20 protein-coding genes and 5 pseudogenes are annotated in these 25527 nt (G+C 34.5%); all 25 read right to left on the reverse strand.

What is annotated here, in order from left to right; translation table 11 throughout:
- Nucleotides 1-7 precede the first annotated feature (7 nt).
- Nucleotides 8-2635 carry an ATP-binding protein gene (locus tag D9842_RS18000; RefSeq protein ID WP_121663701.1) on the reverse strand — a complete coding sequence of 876 codons (2628 nt, stop codon included), beginning with the start codon at nt 2633-2635 and terminating at the stop codon, nt 8-10.
- An 84-nt stretch (nt 2636-2719) separates the two neighbouring features.
- Nucleotides 2720-5524 (reverse strand): EAL domain-containing protein, encoded by a 2805-nt coding sequence (locus D9842_RS18005; protein WP_121663702.1) that lies wholly within the window; start codon nt 5522-5524, stop codon nt 2720-2722.
- 62 nt (nt 5525-5586) lie between these two features.
- Nucleotides 5587-7608 carry a methyl-accepting chemotaxis protein gene (locus D9842_RS18010; RefSeq protein ID WP_162987494.1) on the reverse strand — a complete coding sequence of 674 codons (2022 nt, stop codon included), beginning with the start codon at nt 7606-7608 and terminating at the stop codon, nt 5587-5589.
- A 511-nt stretch (nt 7609-8119) separates the two neighbouring features.
- Nucleotides 8120-8629 (reverse strand): ankyrin repeat domain-containing protein, encoded by a 510-nt coding sequence (locus D9842_RS18015; protein WP_121663704.1) that lies wholly within the window; start codon nt 8627-8629, stop codon nt 8120-8122.
- Between the two features lie 466 nt (nt 8630-9095).
- Nucleotides 9096-9637 (reverse strand): annotated as a pseudogene (locus tag D9842_RS18025) (SUKH-4 family immunity protein).
- Nucleotides 9638-9641: 4 nt separating this feature from the next.
- Nucleotides 9642-9892: pseudogene (locus D9842_RS26385) on the reverse strand (hypothetical protein).
- 33 nt (nt 9893-9925) lie between these two features.
- The gene (locus tag D9842_RS18035) at nt 9926-10381 is read right to left on the reverse strand and encodes a DUF4274 domain-containing protein (RefSeq protein ID WP_121665123.1); all 456 of its coding nucleotides are present in this window, start codon (nt 10379-10381) and stop codon (nt 9926-9928) included.
- 36 nt (nt 10382-10417) lie between these two features.
- On the reverse strand, nt 10418-10792 hold the full coding sequence (locus D9842_RS18040; protein WP_121663705.1) for an immunity 22 family protein: 375 nt from the start codon (nt 10790-10792) through the stop codon (nt 10418-10420).
- 253 nt (nt 10793-11045) lie between these two features.
- Nucleotides 11046-11558 carry an Imm6 family immunity protein gene (locus tag D9842_RS18045; RefSeq protein ID WP_121663706.1) on the reverse strand — a complete coding sequence of 171 codons (513 nt, stop codon included), beginning with the start codon at nt 11556-11558 and terminating at the stop codon, nt 11046-11048.
- A 13-nt stretch (nt 11559-11571) separates the two neighbouring features.
- The gene (locus tag D9842_RS26390) at nt 11572-12885 is read right to left on the reverse strand and encodes a hypothetical protein (RefSeq protein WP_257535897.1); all 1314 of its coding nucleotides are present in this window, start codon (nt 12883-12885) and stop codon (nt 11572-11574) included.
- Between the two features lie 377 nt (nt 12886-13262).
- Nucleotides 13263-13475: a bacteriocin immunity protein gene (locus D9842_RS18055; RefSeq protein WP_121663707.1), complete on the reverse strand. Its 213-nt coding sequence runs from the start codon at nt 13473-13475 to the stop codon at nt 13263-13265.
- Between the two features lie 46 nt (nt 13476-13521).
- The gene (locus D9842_RS18060) at nt 13522-14040 is read right to left on the reverse strand and encodes a SecY-interacting protein Syd (protein ID WP_180320442.1); all 519 of its coding nucleotides are present in this window, start codon (nt 14038-14040) and stop codon (nt 13522-13524) included.
- A gap of 30 nt (nt 14041-14070) precedes the next feature.
- Nucleotides 14071-15816 (reverse strand): hypothetical protein, encoded by a 1746-nt coding sequence (locus D9842_RS26395; RefSeq protein WP_257535898.1) that lies wholly within the window; start codon nt 15814-15816, stop codon nt 14071-14073.
- 823 nt (nt 15817-16639) lie between these two features.
- Nucleotides 16640-17332 (reverse strand): SMI1/KNR4 family protein, encoded by a 693-nt coding sequence (locus D9842_RS18070; RefSeq protein WP_121663708.1) that lies wholly within the window; start codon nt 17330-17332, stop codon nt 16640-16642.
- 251 nt (nt 17333-17583) lie between these two features.
- Nucleotides 17584-17715 (reverse strand): hypothetical protein, encoded by a 132-nt coding sequence (locus D9842_RS26400; protein ID WP_257535899.1) that lies wholly within the window; start codon nt 17713-17715, stop codon nt 17584-17586.
- 134 nt (nt 17716-17849) lie between these two features.
- Complete coding sequence (locus D9842_RS18080) at nt 17850-18338, reverse strand: immunity protein YezG family protein (RefSeq protein WP_121665126.1); 489 nt, start codon at nt 18336-18338, stop codon at nt 17850-17852.
- 11 nt (nt 18339-18349) lie between these two features.
- Nucleotides 18350-18859, reverse strand: a complete 510-nt coding sequence (locus D9842_RS18085; RefSeq protein WP_121663709.1) for a DNA/RNA non-specific endonuclease — start codon at nt 18857-18859, stop codon at nt 18350-18352.
- A gap of 75 nt (nt 18860-18934) precedes the next feature.
- Nucleotides 18935-20003: pseudogene (locus D9842_RS18090) on the reverse strand (IS110 family transposase).
- A 157-nt stretch (nt 20004-20160) separates the two neighbouring features.
- Nucleotides 20161-20935, reverse strand: a pseudogene (locus D9842_RS18095) (recombinase family protein).
- Nucleotides 20936-21644: 709 nt separating this feature from the next.
- Nucleotides 21645-22115: an SMI1/KNR4 family protein gene (locus D9842_RS18100; protein WP_121663710.1), complete on the reverse strand. Its 471-nt coding sequence runs from the start codon at nt 22113-22115 to the stop codon at nt 21645-21647.
- Nucleotides 22116-22138: 23 nt separating this feature from the next.
- Complete coding sequence (locus D9842_RS18105) at nt 22139-22477, reverse strand: HNH endonuclease signature motif containing protein (RefSeq protein ID WP_257535900.1); 339 nt, start codon at nt 22475-22477, stop codon at nt 22139-22141.
- 35 nt (nt 22478-22512) lie between these two features.
- On the reverse strand, nt 22513-22938 hold the full coding sequence (locus D9842_RS18110; protein ID WP_121663711.1) for a hypothetical protein: 426 nt from the start codon (nt 22936-22938) through the stop codon (nt 22513-22515).
- 353 nt (nt 22939-23291) lie between these two features.
- On the reverse strand, nt 23292-23768 hold the full coding sequence (locus tag D9842_RS18115) for a hypothetical protein (RefSeq protein ID WP_121663712.1): 477 nt from the start codon (nt 23766-23768) through the stop codon (nt 23292-23294).
- A 22-nt stretch (nt 23769-23790) separates the two neighbouring features.
- Nucleotides 23791-24129 (reverse strand): annotated as a pseudogene (locus tag D9842_RS18120) (IS110 family transposase); the annotation flags it as partial.
- Between the two features lie 147 nt (nt 24130-24276).
- Nucleotides 24277-25053, reverse strand: a complete 777-nt coding sequence (locus D9842_RS18125; RefSeq protein ID WP_121663713.1) for a recombinase family protein — start codon at nt 25051-25053, stop codon at nt 24277-24279.
- Between the last annotated feature and the right edge of the window lie 474 nt (nt 25054-25527).

Consider the following 25527-nt stretch of genomic DNA (forward strand, 5'->3'; position numbering starts at 1 on the left):
TTCTCTTTCACCTTCTTAAATAATAATTTAGTACCTCAAATAACTCTCCAATATCTATTGGTTTCGTTAAATAACGATTGCAGCCAACTTTCAATGCATTTTCAATATCTTCTTTGATAGCATTAGCACTTAATACAACGATAGGAACATTACTTTTATCTTCATTTCTTATTATATCAATGAACTCCAACCCATTAATATCCGGGAGACCTAAATCTAACAAAATAAGGTCAATATGCCTACTCCTAAACATTTCAAGCCCTTTTTTACCTGTAGGGGCTATAAGGAGGTTTAATTTCTGATTCTTCTCATTCAACACATTTCTCATAAGCTCCCGATTCATTTCATTATCCTCTATATATAAAATAGTAGAATGGGAAATCGTTAAATTAGCCTTTTCAGCTTCCCTTTGTAATGAAAATTCATTTTTATTACTGGAGTAGATTAAAGGTATTTTCACTAAGACCTGTGTTCCTTCACCAAAGTTGCTAGATAATTTTATTGTGCCATTAAAGCGATGTAGAATTTGTTGCACGAGTGCAAGTCCTATGCCAGCACCAGGGATTTGACTCTTGAGAGAGCCGCTCCTATAAAATGGATCAAACACCTTCTTAATATCCTCTCTCGGTATGCCTATCCCAGTATCTTTAATTGATATACAAATTTGATTGTTTTCTTCGTAAGTATGAAGAAAAATTTTACCGTTTCTTTTGTTGTACTTTATCGAATTGTCTAAAAGGTTTATAAATAATTGTCTCAATTTTGTGCTGTCGGCCCAGACGATAGGGTCATTGGCTTGTTCGTTAAAGTAAAGTTTTAGATCCATCTTCTCAGTAAGTGGTTCTACCATCTTTACACTCTGTTGTAAAACGGAATTAACTGATACTTCTTCCATTTCAAATCTTAGATTCCCAGCTTCAATTCTAGAAAGATCTAATATGGAATCAATTAGTTTTAACAAATGGCGTCCTGCAGATAAGATTTCATAAACGTGTGAATGCTGTGTTTTCGTCAAGTTTGGCTCCATATCTAATACCTGTGCAAACCCTAATACACCGTTAAGTGGTGTTCGCAATTCATGACTCATCTTAGATAAAAATTCAGATTTCGCCCTATTTGCTTTATCTGCCTCTTCCTTTGCTACTAACAACTCTTTCTCAACCATTTTCTGCTTAGTAATATCTACAATCGTACTTACCACTTCGACTGTCTTTCCATCTTTAACTATAGGTTTTAACGAACTAAGTAAATTTAAACCGTTAATACTGTTTTCATAAATTACCTCAGCACCATTCCAGGCTTTTTCATATTGCTTTAAATGAAAATGGTACATCTCGGACGATATCGGTAATTCCTCTAAAGCTTTTCCTAATATATCACTTGGCACTAAACCTACCTTATATAAAAATTGACCATCAACTAATGTATGGACAAAGCGGCTTCCCTCTTTTTTAAACTTATTAATAATACATAATTGATTATGTACAAGATCACGCATATCATCTTCAATTTCTTGTTGTTTACGAAAAGCTTCATTTCTTTTTGAAACATCTCTACCCATTAGATATAACCCGATTATCTTCTCACCATTTTTAATAGGGATAAAAATAAAATTAAAATCAATGAGCTCCCCATTTTTTTTAACAATTTGAATCTCAATAAAACTATTCATATCAGATTTTGCATCGTTTAGGGCCTTCTCAATATCTCGTTCTTGTTCCTTCATAAACAGGAAGTGAACGTACTGCTTTTTTACTTCTTCCTCCGTATAGCCGAGTAAGTATAATAATGTTTCATTCACTTCCCTAATAACTCCTTTTTCATCTACCTCGATAACCATTATAGGAGTTGAATGAAAAAGTGATTTAAATTTCTCATCAACTAAATTTTTACTTATTTTCATATTTTCTCTATCCATGTAAACTAGAAAAAGGAAGTTGATAAAAATGAACAAAGCAGCAATTCCTATAAATAAAGCAATATGCTTGTGATCACCGTCATAAAAAGATACATTTGACTGATCAGATATAAAGGTTGTAGCAGACAATAAGGAATATTGCACTCCGATTACGAGAATAGACATGACAATAGAACATACCGTAGCCAGTGCTAAATAGCGAATTCTCCTTAAAGACATACACTTAGCGTATTGGATATAGTAAGGGGCAACCAACGTTAATATGATAGAAAAGCAAAGTGCTACTAACAGTCGAAACCAATCAAAATGTATCTGCCCCAAATGTCCAATCGAGTAAATACCTGTCAGATGCATAGAGATAATGGTTAATGAAAAGATTAGACCTGCAATGAAACGATTGGTTTTTGTGTTATTTCCTAAAGTAAGATTATAAAAAGTAAATAGTAATCCTATAGAACCAAATAGTAGAGAGATACCAAGCAAGACAAAATCAAATGTTGGAGTATGAGGATCTTGATAACCAATAAGTCCGATTAGAACAATCGACCATTGTGCACATCCTGATCCGATTGCCATAAGGATCAGCGTAAGTAATCTAAATTTCCCATCTGAAGAAATTAATCTCCTAATGTACATTTGTCCTAAAAAGAAGCCAATAAAATTAATAATAGCAGCAACACCTAAGTAAAATAGATGTTTGTAATCCAAAATCTCCATTTTTATATCTCCTTCTAGTCTTCCTTTTATGTAAAACCCAAATATAAGATAAAGCCTGTATTCATCGAATACAGGCCCTTTCTATTAACTCACTGTCTTAGACATATAATAAAGAAGCTCTTTTTCTAACATTTTTGTCATTTGTTTTTTTGGAACTGGTGGGCTTATAAGGAATCCCTGAACTTCATTGCAGTGTAAATCATGTAAATAATGCAGTTGTTCATCCGTTTCTACACCCTCAGCAACAACGATTAATCCTAACTTAGTAGCCATTGAAATAACCGCTGTTGCGATTACTGTATCATCTTGTTCCGTTAGAATACCTTGAATAAATGAACGATCAATTTTCAATGTGTCAACAGGAAATCTTTTTAAGTAGTTCAATGATGAATATCCTGTACCGAAGTCGTCAATAGCAATGGATACTCCCATCTTCTTTAGCTGTTTCAAAGTACGTAGTATAGACCTTTTATTCTCCATGATGGCCGTTTCTGTAATTTCTAATTCAAGCCATATCGGATTCAAGCCTGTTTTCTCTAATATCTGCTGCACTGTTTTGACAATATCCGAATGTTTAATTTGCCATACAGAAAGATTGACAGACACTTTAATTGGCGGATATCCTTCATCCTGCCATCTCTTATTTTGCAAACAGGCTTGCTCCAACACCCACTCGCCTACCTGTAAAATCAATCCACTTTCCTCTGCAATAGGGATAAATTCTGAGGGCGAAACCATACCAAGCTCTTTCTGTTCCCAACGAAGTAGTGCCTCAATTCCTGAGATCTTACCTGTATGTGTGTCCATCTTTGGTTGATAAAAAAGATGAAATTCCTCTTTTTCTAAAGCGTCTCTCATATAATTTTCTAGCTTGTATTTATTTGATAATAATGAGTTCATCTCACTATGGAAATAACGATAAGTATTTTTCCCCTGATTCTTTGCTTGATACATAGCTGTATCAGCATTTTTAATTAAAATATCAACATCTTCACCATCATTAGGATACATACTGACCCCAATACTAGTAGTTGTTACTAGTGAATGCCCGTCAATCTGATAAGGTTGCCCAAGAGCATGAATTAATTTATTTGCAATACTGCTCACTTGATCTTTATCATCTATATTAGAAAGTATAACAGTAAACTCATCTCCACCAAACCTTGAAATCGTATCTCTTTCATGCAAATTCTCTTTTAATCTGGACGTAACGGCTTGTAGTAATTTATCACCCATCATATGGCCAAAATGATCATTTACATATTTAAAACGATCAAGGTCCATAAACAATACGGCAACGTTCATTTGTTCATCGTATGCTAGTTCCAGTTCCTGCTCCAATGCTTTTTTAAACTTATATCTATTTGGCAACTGAGTCAAACTATCATGTGAAGCATGGAACTTTATTTTTTCTTCATTCATAATTCGCTCAGTTATATTAGTAGCAAAGCATAAAAGAGAATGTGATGAACCGTCCTCTTCAATAATCGGTATTTTCATAACTTGCATCCAATGTTGATTCCCCTCACTATCAGTGAGAGAGGCTTCGGGTATAAAACGGTCCTTTTTACTGTTAATCACTTCACGGTTGATTTGAAAATAGCGTTCAACCTCTTCATCATCTGGGTTAAACTCTGATTCTTTTTTCCCTACAATTTCCGTAGGAGTTGTTCCTAATAACTTTGTGAAAGCTTCATTTGCTAACGTGAATCTTCCGTTATAATCTACAACATATATCGCGTTAGGACTTTTACTGATAATCTTACTCAAGAAATTTTTTTGAGATTTCAGCTGCTTCTTCGCATGATTGAGCGATGTGATCATCTCATTGAACCTTTTTATTAGGGCCCCTATTTCTCCTTTTGATTCATCATTTTCAATTTCTGAACGAAAGTTCCCTTTAGCTACCTGATCTACTGCATAATGAAGTTTTCTTATTGGATTCATTGTCTTAACAGTATGAATTGCAGCTAGGAATGTTAATAAAATGATTAGGATGATACTACTTAACCAGAGAGATTCATGAAATTTCTTTACCCCTAAATAAGTAGTTTCTGATGGTACTTGTGCAACTATACCCCATTCTAAGCCTGGAATATATTGATAGGAGGAATACATTTCCACATCAAATTGATTAATTAATTCCATATAACCCGTCTTCTTTTTTAAAATTGCTTGTACAGCTGGATTATCAGAAACATCTTCACCTAGCATTTCCCTTTGAGGGTGAGCTATTAAAGTTCCTTTTGAATCGACAATATAAGCATAGCTATCCTTGCCTATATTCAGCTCTTTAAACATCGACTGAAATAACCCTTTTTGATCAAGATGGATGGCCATATGGACGATTCTTTTTACCTCTTCCTTCTCGTTATTAACAGGAAAGGATAGTAGAATAATAGACTCCTTTTTATCAGATTTGTTTACTAAAACATCACTAAAATGTAACGTCTCTTCCTTACCAATCTGTGGTTCATACTTAATTCCGTTCTTCGTAATAAATTCATTAAGGTTTAAGTTTCTTGCAACTAAAATCTCACCTTCAACATCGGTCATTGTTCCCCCGTCAAAAAAAGGAGAAGAATCGAGAAGTTTCGTCAATTCACTATTTAAGACTAACGAATCATCTTGTAATAAATCCTCATTTTGTTTATTCGTTTCAGATATAGCGTTTGCATTCTCGACAATCATTTTCGCATGATTAGATAAGCGATGTACGGCTAGATCAGTCATTTCTCTATATTGATCTTGAGCTATTTTGGGAAGAATGATGCTTGAGGCTACATAGATAAAACCAGAAAAGAATATAATCGACACAAATAAAAACAAAAAGGTTCTTTTAAATAATCTCGACTTTACTACATTAGAAACTTTAAACTTTAAGTTCATAACACTAATCTACCCTCCTTAAAATGGGCTGCCCCACATTTGTGAAAACAGCCCTCCACTCTTTACTCAAGAATAAACTTTTTCAATTCTTCTCTCATTTCTTGTGAATATATGTCTAGTTTTTCTGCTAACTTATTTAATTGTTCCATCGAGGCAGTTGTTTCTTCAATTGATGCAGAAACTTCTTCTGTACCTGCCGCTGTTTCTTGACTGATTGATGTTATTTGGGTGGCATTCTGTACAATAACATCCTTTTGTTCAACCATCTGCTTCATAGATATAACAATATCCATAATCTTAGTATCCGTTAGAGTAATCACATTTTCGATCTTCTTGAATGCTTCCTCGGTATCTGTGACGGCTGCCCCTTGTTCACCCATAACAGAATTTGTTTTTGTAATTAACTCAACAGTATGTTTTGTTTCACTCTGCATTTGATTGATAATTTCTCCTATTTGCATGAGTGCTGTTTCAGATTGCTCCGCTAGCTTACGTACTTCATCCGCGACAACAGCAAAGCCTTTTCCGTGCTCACCCGCTCTGGCAGCTTCTATTGCTGCATTTAAGGCTAATAAGTTTGTCTGACTAGCAATCTCTGTAATTGTGTTTACAATAGCATTAATATTATTCGATTTTTCACTAAGTGAATCTACAGCATGAACCATTTCATTCATCATATTATTGGTTCTGTCAAATTGGTGTTGCAACAAGTGAATCTTCTTTGTTCCTTCACTTGAAATAGTTAATAATCCACTAGATTCTTCCTGAATATCACTAGATTGTTCTTCTACCTTTTTAATCATCTCAGCAAGCTCATTTGTTACATTTGCATTTTTTTCAAGTAATTCCGTTTGATCTCCAGCTCCGGAAGCAATTTGTTCCATTGTAACGGCTACTTCATTTGAAGCGACCGTATTTTCATCAGCACTTGTAACTAAGGTTTTAGAAGCTGTTGTGACTTCTTCTGAAACGTGAGAAACTTTCTTTAGCATTTGGCGAAATTCCGTTAGCATGTTAGAAAAGCTTGCTGAAAGCTGACCTATTTCATCCACACGAGCTATATCTAGCTTAGTTAGTAGATTTCCTTTCTCAACCTCTTTCATTGAGCTTTGAAGCTTCTTAATCGGTCTTGTGATCCCTCTTGTAATAAACACAGATAGCAAAATACCAATCGTAATAATTAAGGCTAAGGTAATAGCAATTGGCATGATTACCCCTTTTACTTTTTCTTCTAATTCAGAAATATATACCGTTCCACCGATCGTCCAATTTGTTGTTGGGTTTGTTATAAAGGCCATTACCTTCTCGTCGCCTTCAAATTGATAGTGGATCGTACCACTTTCCCCACTTTGCTTTATGCTCTTATAAGGCTCTTGATTTGATACATCTTTATCAAGATATTCTTTGTTAGGATGAACCATATACCTCCCCGAACTATCAAAAAGGACAGCATAGCCTGTTTCACCTATTTTCACATCCTCAATAATATGAGTAAGAGCTTTAATATCTATATCAACAGAAAACACACCTACAACCTCACCAGACTGTTCCACCACTTTTGCTGCACTAACAAGAAGTTGATTTGCCTCCGTATCTAAATAGGGATCCGTCCAAATGACTTTATCAGGATTTTCCACAGCTTTTGTATACCAAGGTCTTGTTCGTGCATCAAAATCGGATGGTAAATCAGCTTGTGGATAGAGGATCATCTCTCCAGCTTCACTTGTACCCATGTAGATATTAATAATGGCCTCGTTACTTTCTACATTTTGCTTAAACGTATGAAGGATGTTATCCATATTGCCGTCATTTTTATAGTTTATTAATGTGGGATCATGACTAAATCGATTAACAATGTTGCTGATATTACTAAAGAATAGTTCATATGAATTATTAATACTTCCCATTTGACTTTCAACACTTGTCACCAATTCGTTTGTCGTGACAGACACACTTGAACGGTAACTAACAATTGAAATAATCGCACCCGTTAAAATAATCATTGTAATAAAAGGTATTAAAATCTGCCTTTGTATCGTTTTTTTAAAGAAATTAAGGTTTATCTTGGTTTTTCTTTTCCCCATACTCGACACCCCCGTAAGCATCATTACTTTTGGACTATTTTCTTACAATTTTATTTACCATTCCCTATATTGTCCAATTGGTTTAAGGTGATATGATTCTCCATATAGATCAATTACTAATCCTTTCAGACTTAAAAAGAACGCTTATAGACAATATCCGACAATATCTGAAAATATTTTTATTAATTTTTTGTTGTTATTAGATCGGGAAAAGATGAAAGAAAAGCAAGTAAGTTGCATGGAGGGTAAGTGGAGAATATAAAGCTTTAAAAAAGTCTATAATTTATAGCTTGAGGTATTTTGATTAGCCTACGTATGGGATGAGGGAGGTTGCTGCTCCTCCAGTTACATACATTTTTCTGAGGTGTCTGATATTACCGGGCACGCTAATAAACAAAAAGCACTTGTTACCTAACAGGCAAACAAGTGCTTTATTAACTTTATATCTCATCTCTAAACTGATGAGTATATTAATCTCAAAATTTTCATGCTACAAACCTATAACATCTTTTTATTCTTTTTCCTCCATTTTCTTCTTTAAATATTCAGCAATTTCTTTTTGCCCATATTGTCTAGCATATTCAGATGCATCCATATTCTCAATATTCTCTCCAGTATATCTAATTGAAATATTTATTCCTTTTTCGACTAGAAACTCAGCTACTTCTTTATGCCCGCCATAAATTGCTCCAAATAGCGGATTTCTTTTTGCTAAGCTTACATCTAATTCTGCGCCGGCTTCTATTAAATACTTTACTATCTCAATATGCCCCGCTCCAGCAGCCACTCTTAAAGGAGAAGCGTCAAATATATCACCCTTTGTATTAACATCAACTCCTTTATGGATTAGATATTCTACTATTCCAAAGTGTCCTTTCTTTGCTGCAACATGTAACCACGTGCCAAATGGTGTCATTGAGTGTAAAGATTCTGCATTATCGCCTAATAAACGCTTTACTTCATTAATATCACCAACCTTAATAGCATTTCTTATAGTTTTATTTAGACTTTTTTCATCCATAATATTACCTCCTATATTCCTGCTACCTTGTACTAGCTATGTCTCCTAAATCTTCAAGAGCTTCAACAATATCATCAAAGTCACCGCCCATTTCTTCAATAGCCTTTAATCGATTAACTACTAACTCTAGAGCATCAAGACTATGTTGTCCTACTACGGCATTTGGTGCCTAGACAAGGTTTCTCCCCAATTATTGGATCTATCCCATACCTTCTTAATATTTCCTGACCTTCTCGAACCAGTTCTTGCTGCTTCTGACCAAGACCTTTTTTAAATAGAATATGATGTGCATGAGGATTTATCATAGCAGTAGGTGGGTCACAGTGCATTTGCCCATGTTCTAGTACATTTATCTTACCTTAAGCAGAAAAACACCTACGAGTCAAAACCAGGACAATACCTGTTTATAGAATCGAAGGTGTTTTTCATTTTGTATTTATTTTAACGGTTTCATATCTATGTGAGATTATTCAAATAGATTTTCGTACTCAGTAGACCAAAAGAATCCAGTTTGCACACACCTACTATCAATTCTCTCTAGCTCATCTTTTAACCAGTCTATTACTGATTCAGGTATATCGTTATCAATAAAGGCATCCTCATCGTTAACCTCTATTGCTTTATCAATCATGGATATATAGGCTAGTATACACTCTGCAAACTGGTTCAAGGAAGAATTAACAAATATTTCTTCATAATTATCTCCATTAGGAAACACTATATTTTCTTCCTTCTCCGTTATACATATTGGATCCCCCGAACCAGTTGACCCTAAAAACCAATACTTTTGAAATTGTTCTGGCATATCAAATAAATTAGTAATAGGTCTAAATTGTGGCGAAGTAAATTCCAAATACGGCGGTGATGTCTCCGGTAGACCTCCTATAGACAAAAATCTCTTAACACCATCCGAAAAAACTGTATCCATTAAATCTTGTTCTTTAAATTTATTTAATGGCCCATTCTTAATAACATCCATCTATCAATAAATTCTTCTGGTGTTATCATTCTATCACCTTCCTGAATCTTTTATAAAGGTATCTAATCTTCTTGCAATTTCATCATCTACTCCAGTTATACCCCAGTCCTTCTCCACATTGTGGATACCACAATATCCAGGATGCAGACTTTTTGGAAGAGCAACAGCTTGCCCACCTTCTCCAATATGATGATGCCTCATTGGTTCTTCTATATACTCCTTGTATTGGGAAAGTGTTTTAAAAACTTCTCATCAACTTTTGGAACACGCCCTCTTTTTATCAGAGCTGTATTTTCAGTACTCCAAAATAAATTACATTATATCTTAGGTATATCAATCTCTTTGCCTGGAGACTTACTAATTAGAACGTCAGGAAGGCCTGGGTTATTCTTTTTCAACTTATACTTTTGAATTTTTGTTAATTCAGGGTCAAAAGAAATGTTTTGTGATTTAAAGTCTAAGCTTAAAAGTTTATTATAAATCTTCCTCAAAAAAACTCTCCATTCCTCTAATGAAGAACTTAAAATTTCATCTGAACTCTCTAACAAACGGCAGCCATCTGCATAATGAAACATTAGTAAACCTGTTCCTAAGTCACAAGCCTCATTATCTAAGATGACTGTTAGTACCTCAAACCCACTATTCCAATTATAATTTGCAGTAAAGTAATGGAGTATTAGTGGATTATCTACCTTTTTTAACTGGCTGATTAAAATACTTTTATCTGTATTATAAAGTAACCCCACCAGATAAATAATTTCTGAGTTAACCATCAACTAAACCAATTCTCCTTACCTTTAAGATTTCTCTTACTCATAATTTGTAGCAGCAATAAAATCAAAAGCACCTGTTGAACTAATTTCATTTTTATATTCAAAATTATATATTAAAATTACTGCATTATATGATTTCTTTAGGTTTATACTTTTCTGGATTTTTTGGATGACAATTTCTTCATATGAACACCCATCTAATAATGCTGAAATATCACTACTACTATTCTTATAGACCGCTTTTTCTATAGTATCCTTATCTGTTTCATCCATATCAATATTAAAATCGATAAAGAATTGAGATGGGACTGACTCGCCATCCTCATCATACGTTAAATCAACATACTCTCCTATTGAATCCTCATCGTTAAAATTCCCTAACCAAATTGAAACCCATCCTTGTTTTTCCATTATAGTAGCCTCCTACTGAATTAAAACAATATACCTTGATGGTACAACCATCATGAGTTTTGACTTTCAAGTAAGCATTTTTAATCATCCTGACATAAATACTTTATTAGAAAACAAAAGCACTTGTTACCTATAAGGAAATCAAGTGCTGTTTCTATGCATAATAGGGATTCCTGCAACTTTATACTGCAAACATCCTTTTCTAATTTGATAACTCTAATCCAAAAAAGTTCATAAAATAATACAGAAATAGTTAATTTTGTATTTGTAATTCCCTTAAAACTTCTGTGCGCAAATCACTCTCAATATTCCCATTCTTGTAATCATTCAATAAAGAATTTATTCTTTGAATATAACTATCTGAATTCTCGATACATCCTTCAAAACAATCCATAAAATGGTCTACTAATGTATCATCTACTAAAGCAATTGGTTCTGGATAATATTTGACACCTTCTCTTTCAAATGCTTTCCTACTAGTATAAGCAACTGCATCAATAACACAGTTCCAAGCCATGACATCTGTTTCATTATCTGACATCTCTTGAATTATTGTTATACCATTTTCCTCGTTATCTAATAATTCATAAAGGTTTTCTCCTATATTTTCTTTATATTTTAGCCACTCCCAACATTTATATATAATTTCCTGAGCTAAAATTTGATCTTCCTTTTGAGAAAATACCGATAAAACTTTCTCTGAAAGTCCAAGAAATAATATTACTTTACCATCATCTGTTAAACTACTAAAGTTAGTATTAGCCATAATTAACCTCCAACTAGTCAACATACTTTCCATTTTTAATTATTAGATTAAGCCTACCAGTTACTTTAATGCTTTCATCAATTTCCGATGTTACTGCGATTTTTAGATTAGGATATTTTAAACTTAATTGCTTTAACACACCAGGCGGAACTTTATCGTTCGCCAACCCTTGATAACACTTTCTACATACACCTGAAGGATTCGATTGATGTAGTTTTAATGTTCCTGCTACATCTTCTGGTTTTATATCAGCCTTTATTACTGCTGAATCAAATTCATTCAGAACGCCTTCCTCTGCATGCCTAGTGAACAATGGGTTATTTCCTGGAGCTTTAATATTCCTGTTTGGCATTACTTCATCTAAATCAGGCAAACCAGCTTCTTTACGTACTTTTGGTGATCCTCCTTCAAAAGTCAAATTTTCTAATCCTTTTACATCAGTCTTTCCAACTGCAACTGTTTCGGTTTCTGGAACATTCCATTTTCTTCTTAATGCATCTATATCATTTTTACCAATATTAATTGTACTTTCTTTACCCGTACCCTTAGTACCATCCCCAGTCCCCTTCTCCTCAACCTTCACACTAGACCTAGAAACAACCGAATCAATCCGATCTTCTACTGTCGACCTACTAAACACATTCACTGGCACTGAATTCGCCGTACTCATTTGAAGGGACTGATTAGGAAATAAGGTTCTGCCTAAGAAGTTGGTGACGTCATCGACAAATTGGGTTCCACCGTTTTTTACATCTTTATATAATTCTACTGTTTCTTTCTTGATTCCTTCAAATACTTTGTTGTTTTGGACTATTTCTTTTACTTTTTGAGAGATGGCTGGGTTTACTGCTTTGGTGTTGGTTGCTTTGTCTTTTTCTACTTTTAATAGCTTGAGGTATTTTGATTGGCCTACGTATGGGATGAGAGAGGTTGCTGCGCCTCCAGTTACATACATAATCCCTTCTTTTTCTGAGGTGTCTGATATGGATTGTGCTACGGATTCTAGGACGATGATTGGGTCGTCGATGATTTGTTCAAGCGTTCCAGTGAAGGTCTCTACTCTAGTGTTTGCCGCCTTTTTTAAAAATTCGGGTTCAATTGAGTCTGGTATTTTACTAGATATCGCGATGATTCCCGCATCAATGACAAGGTTGATCAGACCTTCTGCGATTTCATAGATGGCAACACCTAATCCTTTTATGAAATTCCATACCCCTTCAACCGTTACAGAAACAACATCACTTACTCCTTCAAAGAAGTTGGTGTAGGTATCTTTGACTGCAGAGGCTTTGTTTGAGTATTCATCATCAACATTTTCAAACTTCATAATTTAAAAGTATTAAAAGTTTTAAGGATTTGATCGAGGTCGAGTAGTCTTCAGACATAATAATCTTACTATGTACAAAGTTGCGAAAAAATTCAAAAGGCATGGAGAAAGTGAAGGGAAAGTATTTGAGGATAAGTATGGTACTATCTGATGATTTTAGGTTATTCAAAACAAATGAAACTCACTAGATAGGATAGCTTTATTAAAGATTTTGTACGTACTAAAGAATTTATTAAAACATAATATAGGGCTTACATGTTTTATCTCCTTTTCTCTATATAAATCGGAATTGTTCGTCAATGGGTGGCCCCACATAAAAAAAGAAACCTTGAAGTAAATAGCCCTTCAAGGTTCTATTAAGATTATTCTAAATACAATTATTTTTCTTCTTTATATGCTAATGCAATCTCCACTACTTCCTCTGGAGATAAATCCTCATCGTTCCAAAAAATCAAGTCACTGGGAGCAGGGTGAGGAACATTTTCTTCTAAGATTTCTATATATTCACTTACCTCTTCATCAGATAGCTTAGGGTTACATATTTTATTTACTAGTTCAACTAGTTCTTTAAAGGTTAGTTTCTGATACATAATTGTGTACTTATCCTTGTTGAAATATTCGACACTAAATAATATGCTATCTTTTCAGTCTCAAATCCCCTATTAATTCTTGGATATTCTCAGCAATATGCTCAAATGTCCCTCTTTCAAAATCTTCTAACTGTATTATTCCACTATTGTTCTCAATAACCACCAACAAACCATTCCCTTCAATACCAATAGGTATCTTCTTTAAACTATCCCCATGATTTTCTTTATATCCTTTCAGTGACTCTCGGAATGAACTTATCTCGCTATTCGGTAGCACAGACTCTAATGCAATATAGTGTTCCTGATAAAATCCATCTAAATCTGCAAACCAATATGAGTTAAAATATTCAACTATTGATTTATGCAATTTTATATCAAATTCTTCTTCTAAACTTGTAAAGTCCTGTGAAACAGTCTTTTCTACAGGTTTCCATGAGATATATTCTTCCTCATCAACTTCACCATCATAAATTATTAGGTTATCTTCACTACTAATTGGTGTTTTAAATAAAAAATCTAAACCTTCATTAGCTATTTCTTTTCTCATTTTAAAGTATATCTGCATTGCTTCTTTTATTGACAAAGTTATCATCCTTTACTTATTTAAAAATTTTTCAAGTAATTCAGCATACTCACTGTCATTTCCCCAAACACCTGCAGCTTTTTCCGCATTATGTATACCACCTGTTCCTGGGTGTAACTTGGAAGGCACTGCAACTGCTTGACCACCCCCACCTACATGATGATGGATTAATTTATCATTATATAATTCCTTTATATCATATTGAGGGAAGTGTTCTCTAAATGTTTTATCATTTATCGGAGAGAAACCCAATTGAATTTTTTGTTTATTTGCTTTACTTAAACTTTCTGGATGTTTATTCATTATTTCTTTCCAATAAAAGTCTTTATCACGTAACCAGCCTTCTGAATTGGTTCCTGCTTTACCCTTACCCACATAAGGCATTTCTACTGTAATTCTTGGGTCTGCAGTATATTTTTCTTCTAATTTTTTTAATTCAGCATTCCTATAAGTTCTTATAGGATGATTAACATTATCTATACCCTTATCAACCTTCACACTAGACCTAGAAACAACCGAATCAATCCGATCTTCCACCGTCGACCTACTAAACACATTCACCGGCACTGAATTTGCCGTACTCAATTGAAGAGTTTGGTTTGGAAATAAGGTTCTGCCTAAGAAATTAGTGACGTCATCAACAAATTGGGTTCCTCCGTTTTTTACATCTTTATATAATTCTACCGTTTCTTTCTTGATTCCTTCAAATACTTTGTTGTTTTGGACGATTTCTTTTACTTTTTGAGAGATGGCTGGATTTACTGCTTTGGTGTTGGTTGCTTTGTCTTTTTCTACTTTTAGTAGCTTGAGGTATTTTGATTGGCCTACGTATGGGATGAGGGAGGTTGCTGCGCCTCCAGTTACATACATAATTCCTTCTTTTTCTGAGGTGTCTGATATGGATTGTGCTACGGATTCTAGGACGATGATCGGATCGTCGATGATTTGTTCAAGTGTTCCGGCAAAGGTCTCCACTCTTGTGTTTGCCGCCTTCTTTAAGAATTCGGGTTCAATTGAGTCTGGTATTTTACTAGATATCGCGATGATTCCCGCATCAATGACAAGGCTAATCAGGCCTTCTGCGATTTCATAGATGGCAACACCTAATCCCTTTATGAAATTCCATACTCCTTCAACTGTTACAGAAACAACATCACTTACTCCTTCAAAGAAGTTGGTGTAGGTATCTTTGACTGCAGAGGCTTTGTTTGAGTATTCATCATCAACATTTTCAAACTTCTTTACTTTTGTTTCATAAAGGTCCCATAAACCTTCTATATTCTTTTCAAGCATTGCCTTGGAAGATTCAATATTCGTCCGAATAGCATCGAGCTGTTGTTTATTATGTCTGCTTCTTTCTATTTCTTCTGGAGTTGGATCGTCAAACAAACCAAATAAGAAGCTTGGAGACTTATGTGTTTCTAGGATCGCATGGAACATATTGTTGTTTACCCCTGATTCAATCTGTGTGAGGTTCCACCAGATATCATTACGATCGACTCTCATCATACTGTTTCGAGAAATAGGTGTAATGTAGGCAGTTGTATCGGTCACGTAGTTTTCAAATAATGATAGAAGGTCTTCTATTTGAGCTTGGTAGCTAGTAATATTTTTCTTTGATTGCTGAATGGTGTCATCCCAAACATCCAAGCTTTTTCCCGCGTTACTTTCTACATAAACAGCTATCGAGGTTAGGGAACTGTGCATTTGATTTAAGGCATTTTTGTATGTATGAAGTTGTTCAATAATTTGATCCAATATTCCATAATAAGGACGAGGGGGCAGGTTCCTCGTCCCATTTACATAGAGTAGTATTCTATCTTCTCTCTTTTAATCGAGCGGGATAAAACAAATAAGGCACATATAGAGAGGTTTCCTTCTCTGTGACGAAATTCGAGAAGTGACAGAGAAGGAATAGTTTTGTGTTGCTAAGACTCACGACAACATTCAACTTTTCACCTTCCGTAACGAAAATTAATTTTCGTTACGTTTTTTTGACAAATAGCAAGTATTATGCGACTGTCTTTAATTAAAATACAACCCAGAACTCTAAGCCAAGATAGCACAAGCAAACACTCTCACGTTATCCATTGTTAATCGTCACAAGCTTTGTCAATCTCGTTAGTTTTGTCAACTAATCCGTATAATAACTATCCAAAAATGTCATCTCACCTATTTCTCGTTTATATTCCGTTCCTCCAATTATTAAAACGATACTTTATGATGGTACTACCTTCAAGAGCTATGAATTCCAGCAAAGCATAATCCAATGTCTTCCAAATTCAAAATTTCTAACAAAAAACAAAAACACCTGATGCCTACAAGGCAATCAAGTGTTTTTTGTTTAGTTATATAGAGTAATTCATAACTAATTCTATCTGAACACCCACAAGCATGTTTAATTTCTAAGTTTTGAGCTTGTTCTCTATAACAATTTTACATGAGGATAAAATGTCGTATCGCCTACTTATGCGTACTTATTTTCATAAACTAGCTACTACTTCGACACAACCTTCATGAAATAGAATTTAGAATAACTTCAATAATATTACTCTGTGAAAGGTATGCAAGAAACTACTTTTTAATTGTCTTGAAGTCCAATTACAATCCATTCGTCTACAATATCCCAGAAATCCACATTATATTCAGGCTTATCATTGGTAAACCACAATGTCGCTACATCACCTATACAGTTGTTTAAATCTATAGCAACATATCCTCCCATGCCATTTTCAAAAAAACCATATGTTGTAGCCATATTAACTCCTAATGGTCCATCTAACTCTTCAAGTATTCCCCATTCATGATCCTCAAAATGAGTAATGCGTTCTACTGGTACAAGTCCCATAGCTCTACTTGGCAGATAATAAAAACCATTGTGTAACTTTTCATAGAACTCCTTTATAGATTCTGGAACATTTGACCAATCTTGTTGCATTTCTGAAATAGAATTAGTCGGTATACCACCTTCATAATAAAGTATTTCGTCATTTTCACTCTTTACGCTGTATAGTACTGCATATTGTCCATTATCTACAATTAGTTCAAATTCTAATAAATTTTCTTTCAAATATGATATAGTATTACTCAATTCTTTTTCACATACACTATTCCATAATGCTATTAATTTATCTTTCTTTCTAGTTTTATCTGTTTCTTTAAATATCTCTATCCATTTTTCAGGCATATTTTCCTTTTCAATATTGAGTAAGTCCCTGTTAGACACAAACTCTATACTTTTTCTATATTGTCTTAAAAAAGATAATTTATCCACCCGAAATCACTCCTTTTTATTTATCCTATTAAATTCATCTATCATCTTTTGTATCTCAATTTCAAGTTCTTTTTCTTTTAATCCTAAATACAGGGTTTACCGGAATATTTTTTTTTGTAGATGTACCAATCCGCAAATGATTTTGAACCTTTAGATGTATTAGCTGATTCACCAATTTCCTTCTGTTGTTTGTAAGTTAATGTCTCAAAACCATCCAAACGAATACTCTAGAGAAACGATATGGTCATCATTCAGTTTTTGTCATTTTTTCCATATAAAGCAAAATACTCAGTTCTAATAATATCATCAGTATTTTTTATTTTCTCTTTCTTTGTATTTTTAGAAGATGGCGATGCTCTTCTTGATTTAGCATATGTCCTCATCAGGAATTTTCCTTTTTGCTGTCAAAGCAGTGACTCCATACAAAAAAGCACTTGTTGCCTAAAAAGACATTCAAGCGCTTCATAGTTATCTAAAAATATTTCATTTATGGACTTCCCTTATCTAATCTATTTTATTAAATTGGATTATCTGGATATTCATTTAAATATCTTTCAATCAACTCTTTACTCTCAACATCATCTGGTTCATTCCCTAAATATTTATACTCCCAAATAACCAACTGATCATCAAAGCTATAATTTGTATCAAACCAGTTAGTATAATCATAGTGAATATTAAATTTCCCATTATCCTCTAGAGATAATGTAAACGAATACCATACCTCTTGCTGATAGTCAGTGAAAACTTTTCTTAGTTTGTCACTCAGCTCAAATAAGTTTCTCTCCATTTGCTTAAACTGCTCTTTATTAATATTAAATTCAAGAGGAATTTCTAGACTATATTTATAGTTAAACTCATCTTCTGGAGTATTATAGAAGAAGTAAGTACCTCCACCTGTTTCTGACACTTGAGCATACATATAAAATTTAACCCATTTTTCTGGAATCATTGCATTAACCGCTTCAGCAATTTTTCTATACAATTGGTTCATTTCTTGTTCCATAGTCAAAAATATCATCCTCCAGATTGGTTTTTAATAATTTTTTTAACAGCCCTTTTTCCTTCAACTTTATAAAAAATCTCAAAACTACTTGGTCGTAGAGAATCTCCATTATAAACAGGTTCAATCCTTACAGATACCTTCTTCGGTGGGACTTCTTTCAAAGCATTTGCCCAAACCGTCTCCATCTTATACCACTCTCCACCGGAACGGTTAATTTGGCTATTCTGAGCAACAAGATTATCAATATCACCCGAACCATGAAACTGACTCCCAATTAAATGTCCGCCGTCATCATCAGGTAACCTGTCTTCTCTACCGGCAGCTCTTTGCATTCCTAAATTTCTATCCGCTTCCTGTAATATCAGATTGTCGGCTTCTACATCGACTATTCTTCCTAATTCATCCGTTGTATATTTATATCCATCTTGAGTCACATAGCGAACATTAGGTGCAAGTTCTTTTCTTCCTCTTTTTCCTTTTGTAAAATGTTCGCCATAGTTTACGTCATCAATTTCTTTAATGTTATTAACCTTTTCACCCGTACCCTATGTTGTAATCTTAAAAGCTTCTAATAAAAAAACCTATCTAAAACTCTATTAAACTACTTCCTTCTCTTTTATTATCGGTAGTTCATAGGCTGTTTTATGCTTCATCATGCCGTAAATAATGTTCACAAGCCTTCTCATTATGCACACCAATGCTTGCCCCTTTGTTTTGCCTTCTTTAAGTTTCCTTTGGTAGTAAGCATGAAACACAGGATTCCTCGGCAGTTTACTCCCTTTTGCTACTTGCACTTGCTGTACGGCGAGGTTATAAAATAAGGCGTGCAGCGCCCTATTTCCCTGTTTACTTTTTTGTTCCTTGCCTTTCCCACCAGACCCAAAGTAAACAGGCGCAATACCCGCAAATCGTGCTAATTTATTGGCATTGGGAAAACGTCTTACGTCACCTATCTCTGCAATTAAAGCGGAAGCTGTCACAAGGTCAATTCCTGGCATGGAGTTTAGTTGAAAGTCTAGTAAACTCAATAACTGTTTTAATTCTCCTTCCACATAGTTCATTTCCTTCTTTTTAAACACAATGTCTCGAACGATGCTTCTTACTAGAAAGTCGCGTGTTTCTTGATGTTCTTTCGCAGTGCGTCCATCTTCTTTTACAAGCTTTAATATGTCATTAGCCTTTTTCACGGAACATGTATTGTTACTGGCTTCTAATAAAAAAGTGGTCAACTCTTGTAAGGTTATACTCTCTAAACAAGATGGTGACGGATATCGTTTCCAAAATGCCAATGCCGTTTTTCCATCTACTTCTGAGAAAAACTTCTTATAGCTTGGATAATGGTGGCTCAATTGAATGTGCAGTTGGTTCTTTAAAGCACCTTGAGCTTTCACCAACGCATTTCTTCTAGTGACCAATTGTTGTATCGACCAAAATAAATCATGTGGTTTAGCGTCAGGCAATTGGCTAAGTTGTCTTACCAAATACAGGTGTCAACCCTTCTTCTGTCAGTTTATCAATATCTAGTAAAAATGTTGAGAAAGCGGACGGTTTATTTTCAACCTTTATTTCATCTAGTTTTTCCTGCCAACAATTAATAATCACTGCCACATGGTGCTGTTTATGCAAGTCTACACCCACATAAATATGTTTCTGCTTTTCATGCATCGTTCATCCTCCTATTCAGTTGTCAATTATTGAATGAAAATGCCGGCAACCTTAGTTCGAGCGTTCACCTTCTGGTGCGCATTGGTACGAAAGCCTATCCATTTTCAACCTTACAGAAGAACTTATAAGAAAATGAGTCCCTTTTTTAAGTAATCTTTTAAATTATTGCTTCATGTTTGCCATTTGCTTGTATTTGTCCATATGTATAAATCCCTTGATAAAAACTTTCTCGGTCTAATATTCGCTTCACTTTTACTTTCGTAAATGCTTTCCCATGCGTTGTTTGATACCCTTCTTCATTCAATACTTCTGCCAACCTAGACAGTGACCATTTCCTATGTAGCTGTTTAAGCTCAAACAACCGTATTACTACTTTTGCATGACCTTTATGTATCTTGTTCTTTTTCACCCTTTTGTTTCGTATAACCAAATGTTGCTCTACCTCCTGCATCCCCACCTTCCTTCGCCTTTTTATTTCTCCCTTTTGTTAGTTTTAGGGCTATTTCAAGTCGTTGGTATTGGTCTAATAACTCCATTAAGCCATTGACCAAAAAGTCGTTTGGGTCTTTTTTGTGAATGCTGTAATATGGTTGTTCAATGCTTTTAATGTCACATCCATATTTCTTTAACTCTCGTTGTATCAACACCTTTACTATATCCGACCTCCATAATCGGCTTGTGTTCAGTACTACCACATAATCAATTTGGACAGACGAAAGGTGAGCCAACATTTCCTGTAAGCCCACCCTGTCTATTTCTAATGCTTCTTCATTTAGTTTTGCGCCACTAATTCCTTCATCTCTAAAAATATGTATCAAGTTCAAGTTATTCTCTTCACAATATGCTTTAATTTCATCTTCTTGATATTTCAAGCTATATCCATCTCTTGCCTGCCCTTGAGTTGAGACTCGTATATACCCAACAACGTTCAACTTTTCACCCTCCCGTTACATAAATTTTAATTTTCGTAACGCTTTTTAACGAATAGCGAGTATTATACGACCCTCTCTAGTAAAAATACAACCAAATTTTTGTCTGCCCTGATGCTAAACTAGTAACCTTCTTACGTAACCTACCTTTTATCGCCAAGAGCTTTGTCATTCTCGTTAGTTTTTTAGCCATTCCCTGTCATAACTACCCCTGCCATATAAAATGTCATCTCGCCTAATTATCGTACTTTTCTTACTATCCAATTATTAAAACGATACTCCTTGATGGTACAACCATCATGAGCTTTCGATTTTCATGTAAATCATTTTCTTTTTGTCTCACTCAAAAATCCTCCATTTCTTTTTACTAGATTTATGTATCTGTATCATTACCATCTTTAGCATTACGAGCTTTGTCATTGTCTTTAGTTTGTCTGTTTTACAGTATCATAAGTCTTCCTGCCACTTAAAATGTCATCTCGCCTGTTTATATTATTATTTTCACAAACAAAGTACTAAAACAGAATGCCTTGATGGTACAACCTTCATGAGTTATGAATTTCATTAATGCATCATCTATGTTGACCAAGATCTAAAACTTTAATAAAAAACACCTGTTGCTCAAAAGGCAATCAGGTGCTTTCTTCTATACTCTAAAATTTATCCATTATTAATATCACATTCAATTTCCTATATTTTCAACTTGTACTGTCTATTCAAGTATCCTTAAAAATTCAGTAAAGTTATCTGCCAAATTATATGTAACAGGCTCAAACTCACCAGATTCTTCATGAGACCATATACAAACAGATGGATTATTTTTATCTGTTCTAAAATCTAAACATACAAAGTCACCCGCAAATACACTAGCTATTGGCAATACCTCTGCCCCTAATAAGTCTTCGTTATCAGTTAACCTTTCACCTATTTGTGAAAATACAACATCTATGTCATAAATTCCTTTTGGATGATTCTCAATATCATCTAATATACACAAAAACCTTTCTATCGCATAACCACGGTTGTTACACTCAAATGTTGCTTCCTCAACCTCTACACCATTATTTTCTTTTATAAATTCTAAGAAAGACTCTGGTAATAAAAGTCTCCAAAACTTTTCGTGATTTTTTATTAATTTATCAGAAGGCAATGGCCTTACTATAGTGTCCTGTTTGATTTTCATATTTGTTCTCCTTTCTTTACTAGTTATCTCGGAGCATCTGCCCACATTCCAGTAGATCTTCCACCATTATGAATAGTTATATTGTGTATTCCAAAAGGTACTAGCTCCATTTTACCTGGTACTTCAGTATGGTGCCATGTCATACCTTCTGGCCTTCCTCCAATTATGTTATCTAGCCATTCAAATTGTGCCTCGTCAGACTTTAACCAGAGACTTTCTGGTAAATCTTTAGTCTCTACCACAAGTCCCGCACTCTTGAAATCTGCAAAACCATACCTCATTCCATCTGCTTTAATTACATTTACATTGGGAATCAGGCCATCTTCAATTGCTTTTTCCTTAATCAATTTTGGATAAGGCATACGTTTTAAAGATATTGTACGTACTAAAGAATTTTTTAAAACATCAAATATGGGATGAGAGAGGTTGCTGCTCCTCCAGTTACATACATAATTCCTTCTTTTTCTGAGGTGTCTGATATGGATTGGGCTACTGATTCTAGGACGATGATGGGGTCATCGATGATTTGCTCGAGCGTTCCGGCAAAAGTCTCTACTCTTGTGTTTGCCTCCTTCTTTAAGAATTCGGGTTCAATTGAGTCTGGTACTTTACTAGATATCGCGATGATTCCCGCATCAATGACAAGACTGATCAGACCTTCTGCGATTTCATAGATGGCAACACCTAATCCTTTTATGAAATTCCATACCCCTTCAACTGTTACAGAAACAACATCACTTACTCCTTCAAAGAAGTTGGTGTAGGTATCTTTGACTGCGGAGGCTTTGGTTGAGTATTCATCATCAACATTTTCGAGTTTCATAATTTTAAAGTATTAAAAGTTTTCAGGGTTTAATCGAGGTGGTCCTCACTCTAGTAATCGTTTTATGAAAGTAAATGCCGCGAAAAAATTTCAAAGTCAGGGAGAAAGAGAAGGTTGGGCTTCGAAGAATAGAAATGGTGGTATCTGATGTTATTATGGTTATTTGCTTAACAAAATAAAGGGTAAATAGGGCATACGTTTTAAATGTGTGTACGTACTTTATAAATTGTAGAAACATAATATATGGCTTACAAGGGGTTACTCATATTCTCAGTATAAAAAATGAACTATTCGTCACTCCCCTCCCAAAATAAAACCTTAGAGATTGTCTATATCTCTAAGGTTTATATATTTTATTCCTGTGTTAGAGGTGTAATTAAACAATTATCTATTGAAAACCTATTTAAAAAATCCAATGCTTCTTGAGTTACAACTAACTCGCCTTTCGGTGATAAACAGAAATGATGTCCTGACCAGTTTTTGAAGTTCTCTTCTTCTACTTCAGTTTTACCAAGCGGAATAAATCTGCTAAATGTAGGTATTTCTTTATCTGGATACATTTCTATAAACTCATCTGTCTTTGTAATCAAACACTCTTCAAGTTTGTAATCGATAAAATCACTATTCTCTAATTCTGTTCCAAGTTTACTTGACACGATGAAGGCTGGTGTTGACTCTAAAAGGTCATCTCCTAGCCATCCTTCAAATTCATAATGTAAATATTTTACCTTTTCTGATATACCCTCTGTTGCAATTTCTTCTTCTGTTCCATATATAGTATATTCACCATGACCACCTGATACTTCTGGTTCTAAAAAATATAATATCATTAGTTTACTCCTCCTACCACATTTCCGCGTCCCATCTGTCACTTTTTTGTGTGGTCATGTGGCTTTTTAGTTCAGCGTATGAAAGTGCTGGATTCACTTCTTTCACTACTTGTCCATGGTCAGTTAAAAACTATGCCAATGCTCGTCCATAGCCACCTACATCTTCTAAACCAAATACAGGTGTCAATCCTTCTTCTTTCATCAGTTTATCAATATCCAATAAAAAAGTTGAGAATGCAGACGGTTTATTTTCAAACTTTATTTCCTCTAACTTCTCTTGCCAACAATTGATGACCACAGCCACATGGTGCTGCTTATGCAAGTCAACTCCAACATACAAGTGTTTCTGTTTTTCATGCATTTTCTCATCCCCTATTCAATTAAATGAAAATGCCGGCAACCTTAGTTCGAGCGTTCACCATCCGGTGCGCATTGGTACGAAAGCCTATCCATTTTCATCGTTACATAGTAACTTATAAGAAAATGAGTCCCTTTTTTAAGTAACCTATTAAATTATTGCTTCATGTTTCCCATTTGCTTGTATTTGTCCGTATGTATAGATCCCTTGATAAAAACTTTCTCGGTCTAGTATTCGTTTCACTTGTACTTTCGTAAATGTTTTCCCTTGCGAAGTTTGATAGCCTTCATCATTTAATGCTTCTGCTAACCTAGACAGTGACCATTTCATATGTATCTTTCTAAGCTCAAACAATCGTTTCACTACTTCTGCATGACTATTATGTATCTTTAGTTCCTTCTCACCCTTTTGTTTGGTATAGCCAAATGTTGCCCTTCCTCCTGCATAACCACCTTCCTTCGCCTTCTTATTTCTCCCTTTCATTAGTTTGAGAGCAATTTCAAGCCGTTGGTATTGGTCCAATAACTCCATTAAACCATTTACCAAAAAATCATTTGGGTCTTTCTTATGGATACTGTAAAAGGTTTGTTCAATGCTTTTAATGTCACATCCATATTTCTTCATCTCTCGTTGTATTAGTACTTTCACAATATCAGACCGCCATAATCGGCTTGTATTCAGCACCACCACATAATCAATTTGGATAGACGAAAGGTGAGCCAACATTTCTTGTAAGCCCACCCTGTCTATTTCTAGTGCTTCTTCATTTAATTTTGCACCACTTATTCCTTCATCTCTAAAAATATGTATCAAGTTCAAGCCTTGTTCCTCACAGTACGCTCTAATTTCATCTTCTTGATATTTCAAGCTATATCCATCTCTTGCTTGCCCTTGAGTCGAAACCCGTATATACCCTACAACGTTCAATTTCTCACCCTCCCGTTACGAAAATTAAAATTTATGTAACGCTTTTTAACGAATAGCGAGTATTATACGACCATCTCTTGTAAAAATACAACACAATTTTTGTCTGCTCTGTTGCTAAACTAGTAACCTTCTTACGTAACCTACCTTTTATCGCCACGAGCTTTTCAATCTCGTTAGTTTGTCAACCATTCCATATCATAACTATACCTGCCATGTAAAATGTCATCTCGCCTATTTCTCTTTCCTATTCATTTCCCGTAAAGTATTAAAACGATACTCCTTGATGGTATAACCAATGAGCTTTCGATTTTCAATTAAATCATTTTCTTTTTGTCTCTCCAAAAAATCCTCACTTTCTTTTTATTCACTAGCTTTATGTATCTGTATCGTTACCACCTTTAGCATTACGAACTTTGTCATTTTCATTAGTTTGTGGATTTTGGAGTATCATAAGTCCTTTTGGCATGTAAAATG

It is taken from the genome of Metabacillus litoralis, assembly GCF_003667825.1.
GTDB lineage: Bacteria > Bacillota > Bacilli > Bacillales > Bacillaceae > Metabacillus > Metabacillus litoralis_B.